The sequence below is a fragment of the Couchioplanes caeruleus genome (assembly GCF_023499255.1).
Classification (GTDB): domain Bacteria; phylum Actinomycetota; class Actinomycetes; order Mycobacteriales; family Micromonosporaceae; genus Actinoplanes; species Actinoplanes caeruleus_A.
The window spans coordinates 6,601,046-6,612,870 of sequence record NZ_CP092183.1 but is presented as its reverse complement, the minus strand read 5'-3'; the positions used below and the strand labels follow the sequence as shown (position 1 = coordinate 6,612,870).

The window sequence follows — 11,825 nt, the reverse complement described above, 5'->3', positions numbered from 1 at the left end:
CCGCCGGACCATGACCGTCGCCGCGCTGGGGGCCGTCGCCGCCGGCGCGCTCGTGTGGGCCGCGATCCTGCACTACTACTTCGACTCGGCCGTCTACGCCGGGGCGGTGCGCTACTGGTTCCGCGACGGCGGCATGGTGTACGACTACCTCAAGCCCGGCTCGCCGTACGGCTTCACGTACCCGCCGTTCGCCGCGCTGCTGATGGCGCCGATGGCGTACCTGCCGCTCTGGGCGATCGCGACGCTGGCGTCGATCGCGACCGTGACCGTGACGGTCGTCGTGGTCCGGTGGCTGATCGCGCCGCTGATCGACCGCGAGGGCTGGGCCCCCTGGTACGCCCTCGCCGTCGCGTCCTGCCTGGCGCTGATCTTCGAGCCGGTCCGCGAGACGTTCGGCTTCGGCCAGGTCAACCTGCTGCTGCTCGCCCTGGTCGCGGGCGACGTGCTGTTCGGCGTGGCCGGCGGCCGGCGCTGGGCGGGTGTCGGGGTCGGCGTCGCCACCGCGATCAAGCTCACGCCCGGCGTCTTCATCCTCTACCTCCTGGTCACCCGCCGTTGGCGCGCCGCCGGCACCGCGGTCGCGGCCGCCGCGGCGACCACCCTGGGCGCCGCCGCCCTGTGGCCCGACGCCTCGCGGGAGTTCTGGACGGCCGCGCTGTGGGACACCAACCGGGTCGGCAACCTCGAGTACGTCTCCAACCAGTCGCTGCGCGGCCTGCTCGCCCGGCTGCCGGTGGACGCGTGGGAGTCGAAGCTGTGGGTGCTCTGCGTGCTGGGCGTCCTCGCGCTCTGGGCCTGGCGCGTACGCCGGACGGACCCGCTGGGCGGGCTCGCGCTCACCGGCATCGTCGGCTGCCTGATCAGCCCGGTCACCTGGGTGCACCACTGGGTGTGGCTGCTGCCGGCCCTGGTGCGCTGCGTGGAGGTGGCCCGCACCGACCGGCGGGTGCTCTACCTCGGCATCGCCACGTACGCGCTGCTCAGCGCCCACATCGTCTTCCTGTACGAACGCGGCCCCAAGCCGCCGCTCGCGGTGCTCGGCGCGAACCTGTACGTGCTGTTCGGCCTCGCGCTGCTGGTGTGGTTGCCGGCGCGGCTTCCCATCGGGTCAGGCGGCGCCGGGGCGGGGCAGCTTGACGACGATCGAGCCGGCGGCCCGGTCGTGCAGCCCTCGGCGGTCGGCGTCCATGATGACCGCGGGCACGAGTAGCGCCAGCAGCACGCCGCGGAGCAGGCCCTTCGGGATGCCGATCGCGCCGCCGTCCGCGACCGAGACGCAGCGCAGCCGGGCCAGCGCCATGCCGGGCGTCTGTCCGAACAGGCCGATGAAGAACGCGTTCAGGGAGATCAGCACGACGACCGGCGGCCAGGCCACCACCCGCGGGTCCGCGTAGAAGCTCGCCGCGAGCAGGCACAGGGCCCAGTCGATGATGAGCGCGCCGAAGCGCCGGCCGAAGTCGGAGGGCTCGAAACGGGCCGGGTCGATCGCGCGGGTCGCCACGTTGATCAGCGTAATGCCGGGGGCGGATTCACCGGTGAACCGGCCCCGGTGGCAGCCGCCCGGCGCTAGGGTCGCCGAAAGTCACGCGACTCACAGGCTCCGTAACACGGCGGAAACAATAGGGATACGCCCGGGCAACGGCCAGCCCATAGCGTCGCGACCAGCCTAGCCACGAGGCGGCCCGCGCCGCCCCGCGTACAAAAAATCGTGCCAGGAGGACGTGTGTTCGCCAATCCCGAGGAACTCCTGCGATACCTCAAAGACGAGGACGTCAAGTTCGTCGACGTACGGTTCTGTGACCTTCCCGGCGTGATGCAGCACTTCAACATGCCGGTGGAATCGTTCGACGACAGCGTCGTCACCGACGGCCTCGCCTTCGACGGATCGTCGATCCGCGGGTTCCAGGCCATCCACGAGTCCGACATGATGCTGCTGCCGGACGTCACCACGGCCTTCGTGGACCCGTTCCGGATCCAGAAGACCCTGGCGCTGAACTTCTTCATCCACGACCCGTTCACGCGGGAGCCGTACTCGCGTGACCCGCGCAACGTCGCGAAGAAGGCCGAGACCTACCTGGCCTCCAGCGGCATCGCGGACACGGCGTACTTCGGCGCCGAGGCGGAGTTCTACATCTTCGACTCGATCCGCCACTCCACCTCCGCCCACGAGTCGTTCTACTACATCGACTCGATCGAGGGCGCCTGGAACTCCGGCAAGGAGGAGGAGGGCGGCAACCGCGGCTACAAGACCGCGTACAAGGGCGGCTACTTCCCGGTCGCGCCCGTCGACCACTACTCCGACCTGCGCGACGCCATGGTCCGCCGCCTCATCGACGCCGGCTTCACCGTCGAGCGCTCGCACCACGAGGTCGGCACCGCGGGCCAGGCCGAGATCAACTACAAGTTCTCGACGCTGCTGCACGCCGGCGACCAGATGCAGATGTTCAAGTACATCATCAAGAACACCGCCTGGGAGCACGGCAAGACCGCGACCTTCATGCCGAAGCCGCTGTTCGGCGACAACGGCTCCGGCATGCACACCCACCAGAGCCTCTGGCTGGGCGGCGAGCCGCTGTTCTACGACGAGACCGGCTACGCCGGCCTGTCCGACATGGCCCGCTGGTACATCGGCGGCCTCCTGCACCACGCGCCGTCGCTGCTCGCGTTCACCAACCCGACCGTCAACTCGTACCGGCGCCTGGTGCCCGGCTACGAGGCCCCGGTCAACCTGGTCTACTCGCAGCGCAACCGCTCGGCCTGCACCCGCATCCCGGTCACGGGCAGCAACCCCAAGGCCAAGCGCGTCGAGTTCCGCGTACCGGACCCGTCGTCGAACCCGTACCTGTCGTTCTCGGCCCAGATGATGGCCGGCCTCGACGGCATCAAGAACAAGATCGAGCCGCCGGCCCCGATCGACAAGGACCTGTACGACCTGCCGCCGGAGGAGTGGGGCTCGGTCAAGCAGGTCCCGGGCTCGCTCGACGCGGTGCTCAACTCCCTCGAGGCGGACCACGAGTTCCTCACCGCCGGTGGCGTCTTCACCGACGACCTCATCTCCACCTGGATCGACTGGAAGCGCGCCAACGAGATCGACCCGGTCCGCCTCCGCCCGACCCCGCACGAGTTCGAGATGTACTACAACGTCTGACGTTCCTCAGGCCGCCACGCCGGCCTCGGACCCAATGTAGTGAGCGGCGGTCATGCTCGGCTCCCAGCCGACGTGACCGCCGCTTCGCGTACGCCGGGCCGCGAGCCGGCGGACAGTCCGAAGCCCCGGACGATCCACCATCGGAGCTCTCGCGGCTCTCTGCCTATCGATCGAGTCAGGTCCAGCTACTCATGTGACGGCCGACAACCTCGCGCACCATGCGCTGAGTGTCCGTGTAGCTCATGTCGCCATAGCCGTCAGCTTTCAGAACGGCGTCGGTAAAGGCATCGACACCGAGCGGTGGCGTTTCCCGCAACCGGCGTTGATCCTCCGGCGGGATACAGAAGCCGTAGCCCACGCATAGTTCGTAGAGAAGCTGCTCCACTTCAAACTCACGGCCGTCCACGGACATCAGCATGCCCCGCCGGTCGAGGTCACGGACGGAGTCTGCCTCCAGTGGGCAGAATCTCGACCGCGCACCTCCCGAGCGCTCCCTGAGCCGTCTTCACCGGCGAAGCCGACGGCCATGCCGCCGCCGCGGGACCGAGGCTGGTAAGAACGGCCGGTGAGCCCCTTCCTGCGCCGGCGCCTGGCCGTCCCGTTCATCGCCTTCTCGGCCGTTTTCCTCTTCGGTACCGGGCTCGGTGCATGGGCTTACTGGTCCGGCTGGAGCATGGCGGAACGGCTCATCACGGTGTTCCTCGGCATCATGTTCGCGATCAACCTCGGCATCAGCATCTCCATCGGCACCGACCGCAGAATCGACGATGTTCCGTGGCTGCGCATCGGCACCATCGTGGTGTTCTTCGCTCTTGCCTGCGGCGTCACTCTCGTACGCCGGAGTCTCTAGCGGGCGCCGGTCTTCAGGACCGCGCGAAGCTCGGCGAGGTGCTCGGTCTCCGGCGGCAGGTCCAAGCGATTCAGCAGGACGAGCGCGGCCGCCTTTTCGAGGTCGCCGTAGACGTCGTGGTAGCTGGCACGCAGGCCCTTGAACAACGCGGGGTGCAATTCTGGCACGGCTGCGACGGCCTCGTAGACATCATGCTTGTCGGCCCAGCGGACCGGCCCCGAAAGCTCCAGGACCCGGGCGGCTCTGCGGTGCAGCGGACCGGTGGCCAGCACGCGCAGGTCCGACCTGGACCGCACGTCGTCGCCGAGCACCGCGGCGAACGCCGTAGCTGACGACTCTTGATCTTCGAACCAGTCGACCCACAGCGAGTACTGCAGCTGCTCGCTCGCCTCGACGGCTTCCAGGCGCTGCCGGCAGGCGGCCCAGAAGGCGGCGGTGATCGCCGGGTCCGCCTGTTCGGCGACGAACCAGCGAAGCTCGACGGTCACCCAGTACTCGTCCAGCAGGTCCAGGAGCCCGAGGCCCGACCGGAGCCGCTGCTGCGGGGTCAGGCGATCGTCATCCAGCAACGCGGCCGCCCACTCGTGGGCGAGGTCGTTGGTGCTCTGCCGCCATCGTCCCGCAACCAGGGGCGTGACGCCCTGCTCCGCCAGCCAGCGCAGGGCCTGGTCCGCCTCGGGTGTGTTGTGCACTCCAGCAGTGTGGACCTGACAAGTTCCAAACGTGCGGCGGCCACCCTGACTTCGCAACGGCCGGGAGCGGCCCGGCCCGCTGGATATGGAGGAAGGCCATGCGTGTAAGCCGTACGGTCGTTGCCGCGATCGCGCTCACCGCGTTGTCCGCGTGTACCTCGCCGGCCACGACCAAGAACGACGACGGCAGCGGGGCGAAAGTCGCGTCGCTGGCCAGCGCCGGTCCCTCGCCGAGCGCCTCGGCCACCTCGACGCGGCCGCGGTACCGGTTCGACATGACCGCCGCTGATGAGGAAGCGTTGTGGGCGCCGTACAACAAGTGCTTGAAGGGGCATGGTTACACGCGGGTGGACGCCAAGAAGGCCGAGGATGCGGCGGCTCACGGGCGTCGGGTGGACAGCAAGGAAGCCGCTGCGCTCAAGGAGTGCGAGGAGAAGTTTCTGCCGCTGCCCGAATGGGAGAAGGATCCGGCCAATCCGAAGGCGTCCGACTTCGCCCGGGCCGTGAACAAGTGCCTCAAGGCCAAGGGAATCAGGATGGACGGTGACTCGATCGCCGACAGTGAGAACGTCGCCAAGGCTTTGAACACGTCGAGCGCATGCGAGCGTGAGGTTGCCGCCTCGAAGTACTGACCGGCCCTGGCGTGCGAAGTGACGGCAGGGCCGGTGCGGCGCTAGGGGGTTTCGGCCGGGCGCGAGGCCGCGCGGTAGCGCTCGTTCTGGCGGAGCGCCTCTTCGAGCTGGTCCTCGAGGATGATGATCCGGCACGCGGCGGCCATGTCGGTGCCCTGGTCGCAGAGTTCCCTGGCGCGGGCCGCGAGGCGCAGCTGGTAGCGCGAGTAGCGGCGGTGGCCGCCCGCGGAGCGGAACGGGTCGATCAGTTTCGCCTCACCGAGCCGGCGCAGGAAGTCCTGGGAGACGCCGACGATCTCCGCGGCGCGGCCCATGGTGTAGGCGGGGTAGTTCTCGTCGTCGAGCATGTCATCGGGTTGGGCCATGCCACCTCCATGTCGAGGGCCCCGGCGCCAACAGCGCCGGGGCCCAGGGTTACGGGTCTGAAACACCATCTACCGGTACGTGTACCGGCAATTCTTCTCCGCGCCGGCCGTTGACGACGGCTCAGGGTGCGGGGATCGCATAAGCGTGACCGGAGACCACCTCGCAATCGAGGGACACTGCGGTATCCGCCCGGCCGGTCTCCCGGTCGCGAGCGGGCGATCCAACGGTGTACGGCCCTCCCTTTCCTCTGCGTTCTCATCGTTTGCGTACTGCTTCAGGTCGAGCCCTGAACACACCATCGGCCCGGCCTGCTCATGGGTGGTGCGATCGGGGCCGCAAGGTGCACGGGCCCCGATCCTTCGCCTCGTCCGGGCGGTCCGTCCGCGTCTTTGTCATTCGTTCTCGACGCCAGGAACGTTAGCCGACGGCGGCCAGCAAATCTAGTATTCGCCGACAAGATTTTCTTTGAGCCGCGGGAGAGACCGCGGAAGCCCCCTTGACGGCATCCTTGGTAAGTCGTAGCTTACCGTTCGTGGCAACTTACCAATCCGACGACGGGTGGAACGCGCTCGGGGATCCCACGCGCCGGGCCATCGTCGCCTGCCTCGCCGAACGGCCCCGGGCCGTCGGTGAACTCGCCGACGAGCTGCCCATCAGCCGCCCCGCCGTCTCCCAGCACCTGAAGGTGCTCAAGGAGGCGGGCCTGGTCACCGACCACGCGACCGGCACCCGGCGGGTCTACCGGCTCAACCCGGCCGGCGTGGCCGCCCTGCGCGACCAGCTGGACACCTTCTGGAGCCGCGCGCTCGACAACTACCGGGACGTCGCCGGGCAACCGGCCGAATCACCGAACGAGGAGAGATCATGACCGAGACGACAACGCCCGTGGTGCACCGGCAGATCGTCGTGCAGGCACCCATCGACCGCGCCTTCGCCGTGTTCACCGAGCGCTTCGGTGACGTCAAGCCGCCGGAGCACAACATCCTCGGCGCGCCGACCGTGCAGACCGTGTTCGAGCGGCGGGTGGGCGGCCACATCTACGACCGGGCGGCCGACGGCAGCGAGTGCCGGTGGGCGCGGGTGCTCGCGTACGAGCCCCCGGACCGGGTCGTGTTCAGCTGGGACATCAACCCGCAGTGGCAGGTCGAGAGCGACCCGGACCTGACCAGCGAGGTCGAGGTGCGGTTCATCGCCGAGACACCGGACCGTACCCGGGTCGAGCTGGAACACCGCCACCTCGACCGGCACGGCCCCGGATGGCAGTCGATCGGCGACGCCGTCGCGAACGACGAGGGCTGGCCGCTCTACCTGAGCCGGTACGCCGCGCTCTTCCCGGGCGCGAGCTGACGATCGTGTCGCATACCGGTCGCCGGGGCTGTGTAGTTCTGCACAGCCCCGGTCCCGGCCGGCTCCGATACTCGGTCGATGCCTACGCCGAACCGGAACCACGCGCTCGTGCTCGGTGGCAGCATCGCCGGCCTGCTGGCCGCCCGGGTGCTCGCCGACCGGTACGCCACAGTGACGATCGTCGAGCGTGACCGGCTGCCGTCCGGCGCGGAGCACCGCCGCGGTGTGCCGCACGGCCGGCACGCCCACGGCCTGCTGCCCCAGGGCCTGCAGATCATGGAGGAGCTGCTGCCCGGCCTGACCGCCGACGTCGAGCGCGGAGGCGGGATGGCCGCCGACATCCTCGGCAACTGCCGCTGGTACCTCAACGGCCGGCTGCTGCGGCAGTCCCACACCGGGTTGCCCGCCCTGGCGGCGAGCCGGCCGCTGATCGAGGGCGAGATCCGCAGACGGGTACGCGCGCTGCCGAACGTCACGGTGCTCGACGGCCACGACATCACCGGGCTGTGCGCCTCGGCGGACGGCGGGCGGATCATCGGGGCGGCGATCAGCGGTGCTCAGCCGCGTACGGTGAAAGCCGACCTGGTCGTCGACGCGACCGGAAGGGGCACGCGGACGCCGCGCTGGCTGGCGAAGCTGGGGTTCGAGCCGCCGCCGGCCGACCGGGTCTCCATCAACCTGGCCTACACCTCGTGCGTGTACGAGGAACCGCCCGGGGTGTTCGGCGACGACGTCTTCGTGGTCACCGCGCGGTTCCCCGGGCAGCGCCGCAGCTCCGTCATGCAGCGCCTCGAAGGCGGGCAGGTGCTCGTCACGCTCGCCGGCGTGCTCGGCGAGCGCCCGCCGGAGACCTTCGACGGGATGCCCGGCTACGCCCGCACGCTCGCCATGCCCGACACGTACGAGGTGGTCAGCAAGGCGAAACCGTTGAGCCGTCCCATACCGTTCCGGTATCCGAGCTACGTCCGGTACCGCTACGAGAACCTGAGCGCCTTCCCCGCCGGCCTCCTGGTCGCGGGCGACGCGGTCTGCGGCTTCAACCCCGTGTACGGCCAGGGCATGAGCATCGCCGCGATGAACGCGTACGCCCTGAGCCGGGAGCTGGAACACGACGGCGAGCCGGACCCGCACCGCTATTTCACGGCCGTGTCCCGGCACCTGGAGGCGCCGTGGCGCCTCGCCGTCGGCGCCGATCTGGCGCTGCCCGGCGTGACCGGTCCGGCGCTGCCGGAATCGCCCCTCACCGGCGAGTACGTGGGCCGGCTGCAGCTCGCCGCGGCCGACGACGAGGAGCTGGCCAAGGCCTTCATCAGGGTCACGGGCCTGGTCGACTCGCCGGCGGCGCTGCTGCGCCCGGAGATCGTCGAGCGGGTGGAGCGGGCCGGCGCGCCCATCGTCACCCGGTGACGTCCATACGCTGCGTGCCCACGACCGCGAGCAGCCGCAGCGCCTCCTCCGACGGCGACCCCGGCGTCGCGGTGTAGATGACGACCCGCTGGTCCCGGTCGGCGATGTCGAGCACGTCGCAGTTGACGGTGACCGGCCCGACCAGCGGGTGCTGGAACGTCTTGCGCAGGGCGGGCTCGTCGGAGACGTCGTGGGAGGCCCACAGCCGGGCGAACTCGGCGCTGCCGGCCAGCAGGTCGTCGACGAGCCCGGTCACCTCCGGATCGCCCGGGTAGCGGGCCGCCGTGGCACGCAGCCGCCGGGCCGAGTGGCGCGCGAACATGTCCGCATCGGACAAGCCGTACAGCCGGCGGCCGTCGCGGTGCGGTCCGAGAAAGACGCGGCGGACGAGGTTGCGCTCGCGGCGCGAGACGGCGGAGAAGTCTTCCATCAGGGCCGCGGCGAGATCGTTCCAGGCGATGACCTCGTACGTCGCGGACACCACGATCGCCGCCGCGTGCGGGAGCCGCTGCAGCAGGTCGAGGATGCTGTGCCGGACCTCCCGGGAGGGTCCCGGGCGCGGACCGGGCGGCGCGCCGGCGAGATGGTGCAGGTGGTCCCGCTCGGCATCCGACAGCCGCAGCGCGCGGGCCAGCCCGGCCAGCACCTCCCGCGACGGCCGTGGCGCGCGACCCTGCTCCAGCCGGGTGTAGTACTCGGTCGAGATGAACGCGAGCTGCGCCACTTCCTCGCGGCGCAGCCCCGGAGTGCGGCGACGGGCCCCGGCGGGCAGGCCGACGTCCGCGGGGGTGATCCGCTCCCGCCGGCTGCGCAGGAAGTCCGCAAGCTCTCTTCTGTCCACGCCCCCAGTGTTTCCGGGTGGCTTCCCGGCTAACCAGGTACCGCCGGTGCCTGGCTGAGCCCCGGCGCCGGACGCAGGCTCGAATCATGAATTCCACGACGACACGAGGCCTGCTCGACGACAAGGTCGCCTTCATCACCGGCGCCGGCCGCGGCATCGGCGCCGCCGCGGCGCGGCTCTTCGCCCGCGAAGGCGCGCGGGTGCTGCTGGCGGCGAGAACGGAAACGGAATTGCGTACGGTCACCGACGAGATCCGCGACGCGGGGGGAATCGCCGAGTACGTGGTCTGCGACCTGGCCGACTCCGCCGGCATCCGCGCCGCCGTCGACCGCGCCGTCGACCTGTACGGACGCCTCGACGTGGCGTTCAACAACGGTGCCGCCATCCAGCCGCCCGGCCCCATGGACCGCCTCGGGGAAACCGCCTTCGACCAGCTCTACGCCGTGAACCTGCGCGGGCCGTGGCTGTCCATGGTCGCCGAGGTCGCCGCGATCCGGGCCACCGCCGGGCGCGGCGCGATCGTCAACAACTCCAGTGTGGGCAGCCTGATGGGCAACCCCGAGCTGCCCGCGTACGGGGCCATGAAACGAGCCGTCAACAGCCTCACGGAGTCGGCGGCCATCACGTACGGGCCGGAGGGGATCCGGGTCAACGCGATCGCGCCGGGCAATACGCGTACGGAAATGATCAGGACCTGGGAGGCGGCGTCGCCGGGCCTGGTGCAGCGGCTGGAAGCGGCGACACCGCTGCGGCGATCGGCGGAGCCGGAGGAGATCGCGCAGGCGGCGGCGTGGTTGCTCAGCGACCGCTCGTCGTTCGTCACCGGGACGGTGCTGCGGGTCGACGGGGGAGCGCGGGCCTGATGATCGCCGGGCCCGGGTCCTGGTGATCGCCGGGCCCGGGGTTGATGATCGCCGGAGCTTCGTGTGAGGGCTAGATTGCTCCACCATGAGCGATGACGATCTGCAGGCGCTGCGGGACCGGGCCGCGGCCGGCGACAACGACGCCACCGGCCGGCTCGTGGAGCTGGCCGGTGAGCGCGGCGACATGAACGAGCTGCGGCGCCTGTCCGAGGCCGGAAGCGCGGACGCGGCGGACCAGCTGGTGGAGCTCGCGAGCGAGGTGGGCGACCTGGACGAGCTGCGCCGGCTGGCCGCCCGGGGGAACCGGGACGCGGCCGCGGTGCTCAGCGAGCTGCTCGATTCCTCGCCCTCCGCCGCCGACTCCTCGTCCGACGATTCGTCCGACGACTCGTCGGATGAGGACGATTTCTCCTAGCGGTCCGTCAGGGCTGAGTTTCCTCAGCCGGCCGTCGGTGCCGAGTTTCTCCTGGCCGGCTGTCGGTGCTGAGCTCCTCTTGGCGGGGCTGCCGGTGCTCGGCTTCTCTTGCCGGCTGCCGGTGCTCAGCGGGGGCGCTGCTGGCGCATGCCCTTGCCGCCCGGGCGCATGTTCTTCGGGATGGCGCCCTTCGGCATCTGCGGGCGGGCCATCAGCGCACCCAGACGCTTGTCCAGCGCGTTGACGTCCTTGCCCGTGAGGTTGCGGGGCAGCTTCATCACCGTGGTGCGCAGCTTGCGGATCGGCAGCTCGCCCTCCTGCGAACCGATGACGTAGTCGTACATCGGGGCGTTGCCGATCACCTTCGACAGCCGGCGCTTCTCCTGCCCCATGAGGTTGCGCACGCGCTGCGGCTGCCCCTCGCCGAGCAGGATCACGCCGGGGCGGCCGATCACCACGTGCACCATGTCGAACTGCGTGGTCGAGCTCGCCGCGGGGCGTACGCGCCAGTCGCCGCGCATGTTCTCCATGATCGAGGCCGCAGCGCCGGGCTGGCCCTCGGCGGCGTTCATCATCGCGGCGTTCGAGCGCAGGTTCAGCACGATCAGCGAGGCCAGCAGCGCCATCATGACGCCGATCGGGACCCAGACCCAGCCCCAGCCCAGCAGCACGGCCAGCATGGTCAGCGCCAGCGGGATCAGCACCGCGGCGGCGATCAGCGGCACGAACCACTTGTCCTGCCGTGCCGTGAACGTGAACACCTGGCCGATCTGCTTCAGGCGCTCGCCGAACGACACCTTCTCCTGGGGCTTTGCCATACCCGGAAGTGTAAGGGTCGGCGCACTGCCTTACGTGGCCAGGACCCTCAAGGTAAGGCGCCGCCCGGCCGGGAAATGCGGCACCTTCCTCATGCGGCGCCGGGGCCTTCCCGAGAAGAGTCGAGGACATCGGAGAACGACCAGCAAGGAGACCCCGATGTTCCCGTTCCAGGACCCCGGATTCCACCTCGACCAGCACCACCAGCGCGCCGCCGAGCTGCGGCGGACGGCGACCGAGAGCCGCATGGCCCGCGAGGCCTCCGCCACGGGCAGGCACCGGCAGAGCTGGTGGGCCCGCCCGGGCCACCGGCCTCGCCCGGTGCGTGCCCCGGCCGCCTCCTGACAGCTTCACCGGCTGACAACTCCAACCGGATACGGCCGAGGCCGGGTCCGCGGGCCGACGGGGGATCGCGGGCCCCTCGGCCGTATCCGAATTGAGTGGGAGG

General features: G+C 70.2%; 16 protein-coding genes. 10 read left to right on the top strand and 6 right to left on the bottom strand.

Annotated features, from left to right (window positions below; all coding sequences use genetic code 11):
- Positions 1-10: 10 nt before the first annotated feature.
- Positions 11-1,210, top strand: coding sequence for a glycosyltransferase 87 family protein (locus COUCH_RS30525; protein WP_430641008.1), 1,200 nt, complete (start codon positions 11-13; stop codon positions 1,208-1,210).
- Here the strand turns inward: COUCH_RS30525 and COUCH_RS30520 are convergent.
- Positions 1,109-1,501 carry an RDD family protein gene (locus COUCH_RS30520; protein WP_249608654.1) on the bottom strand — a complete coding sequence of 131 codons (393 nt, stop codon included), beginning with the start codon at positions 1,499-1,501 and terminating at the stop codon, positions 1,109-1,111. The two genes, COUCH_RS30525 and COUCH_RS30520, sit on opposite strands and share 102 nt — an antisense overlap.
- Before the next feature lie 222 nt (positions 1,502-1,723).
- Between COUCH_RS30520 and glnA the strand changes: the two genes are divergently transcribed.
- Complete coding sequence (gene glnA, locus COUCH_RS30515) at positions 1,724-3,148, top strand: type I glutamate--ammonia ligase (RefSeq protein WP_249608653.1); 1,425 nt, start codon at positions 1,724-1,726, stop codon at positions 3,146-3,148.
- Between the two features lie 175 nt (positions 3,149-3,323).
- On the opposite strand, the gene COUCH_RS30510 is transcribed toward glnA, so the two are convergent.
- The gene (locus tag COUCH_RS30510) at positions 3,324-3,554 is read right to left on the bottom strand and encodes a hypothetical protein (RefSeq protein ID WP_249608652.1); all 231 of its coding nucleotides are present in this window, start codon (positions 3,552-3,554) and stop codon (positions 3,324-3,326) included.
- A gap of 159 nt (positions 3,555-3,713) precedes the next feature.
- Here COUCH_RS30510 and COUCH_RS30505 point away from each other — a divergent pair, with 159 nt between their 5' ends.
- Positions 3,714-3,998: a hypothetical protein gene (locus COUCH_RS30505; RefSeq protein WP_249608651.1), complete on the top strand. Its 285-nt coding sequence runs from the start codon at positions 3,714-3,716 to the stop codon at positions 3,996-3,998.
- Here the strand turns inward: COUCH_RS30505 and COUCH_RS30500 are convergent.
- A complete protein-coding gene (locus COUCH_RS30500; RefSeq protein WP_249608650.1) occupies positions 3,995-4,690 on the bottom strand; it encodes a hypothetical protein in 696 nt (231 codons plus the stop codon). The two genes, COUCH_RS30505 and COUCH_RS30500, sit on opposite strands and share 4 nt — an antisense overlap.
- 98 nt (positions 4,691-4,788) lie before the next feature.
- Between COUCH_RS30500 and COUCH_RS30495 the strand changes: the two genes are divergently transcribed.
- The gene (locus COUCH_RS30495; RefSeq protein ID WP_249608649.1) at positions 4,789-5,322 is read left to right on the top strand and encodes a hypothetical protein; all 534 of its coding nucleotides are present in this window, start codon (positions 4,789-4,791) and stop codon (positions 5,320-5,322) included.
- Positions 5,323-5,363: 41 nt separating this feature from the next.
- Here the strand turns inward: COUCH_RS30495 and COUCH_RS30490 are convergent, their stop codons facing one another.
- On the bottom strand, positions 5,364-5,687 hold the full coding sequence (locus COUCH_RS30490; protein WP_249608648.1) for a MerR family transcriptional regulator: 324 nt from the start codon (positions 5,685-5,687) through the stop codon (positions 5,364-5,366).
- Between the two features lie 533 nt (positions 5,688-6,220).
- Between COUCH_RS30490 and COUCH_RS30485 the strand changes: the two genes are divergently transcribed.
- From COUCH_RS30485 to COUCH_RS30475, 3 genes are all read left to right on the top strand, one after another.
- Entirely contained in the window at positions 6,221-6,556 is a 336-nt protein-coding gene (locus tag COUCH_RS30485; RefSeq protein WP_249608647.1) for an ArsR/SmtB family transcription factor, read from the top strand.
- Entirely contained in the window at positions 6,553-7,035 is a 483-nt protein-coding gene (locus COUCH_RS30480; RefSeq protein ID WP_249608646.1) for an SRPBCC family protein, read from the top strand. Before COUCH_RS30485 ends, COUCH_RS30480 begins: the two co-directional genes overlap by 4 nt.
- Before the next feature lie 78 nt (positions 7,036-7,113).
- On the top strand, positions 7,114-8,442 hold the full coding sequence (locus COUCH_RS30475) for an FAD-dependent oxidoreductase (RefSeq protein WP_249608645.1): 1,329 nt from the start codon (positions 7,114-7,116) through the stop codon (positions 8,440-8,442).
- On the opposite strand, the gene COUCH_RS30470 is transcribed toward COUCH_RS30475, so the two are convergent.
- A complete protein-coding gene (locus COUCH_RS30470) occupies positions 8,432-9,283 on the bottom strand; it encodes a helix-turn-helix transcriptional regulator (RefSeq protein ID WP_249608644.1) in 852 nt (283 codons plus the stop codon). The genes COUCH_RS30475 and COUCH_RS30470 overlap by 11 nt on opposite strands.
- Before the next feature lie 86 nt (positions 9,284-9,369).
- On the opposite strand from COUCH_RS30470, the gene COUCH_RS30465 reads away from it, so the two are divergent.
- Together COUCH_RS30465 and COUCH_RS30460 are read left to right on the top strand one after the other, a co-directional pair.
- Positions 9,370-10,146, top strand: a complete 777-nt coding sequence (locus COUCH_RS30465; RefSeq protein ID WP_249608643.1) for an SDR family NAD(P)-dependent oxidoreductase — start codon at positions 9,370-9,372, stop codon at positions 10,144-10,146.
- An 85-nt stretch (positions 10,147-10,231) separates the two neighbouring features.
- The gene (locus tag COUCH_RS30460; protein WP_249608642.1) at positions 10,232-10,561 is read left to right on the top strand and encodes a hypothetical protein; all 330 of its coding nucleotides are present in this window, start codon (positions 10,232-10,234) and stop codon (positions 10,559-10,561) included.
- 125 nt (positions 10,562-10,686) lie between these two features.
- On the opposite strand, the gene COUCH_RS30455 is transcribed toward COUCH_RS30460, so the two are convergent.
- Entirely contained in the window at positions 10,687-11,379 is a 693-nt protein-coding gene (locus COUCH_RS30455) for a DUF4191 domain-containing protein (RefSeq protein WP_249608641.1), read from the bottom strand.
- A gap of 157 nt (positions 11,380-11,536) precedes the next feature.
- Between COUCH_RS30455 and COUCH_RS30450 the strand changes: the two genes are divergently transcribed.
- On the top strand, positions 11,537-11,722 hold the full coding sequence (locus COUCH_RS30450) for a hypothetical protein (RefSeq protein WP_249608640.1): 186 nt from the start codon (positions 11,537-11,539) through the stop codon (positions 11,720-11,722).
- Positions 11,723-11,825: the final 103 nt, after the last annotated feature.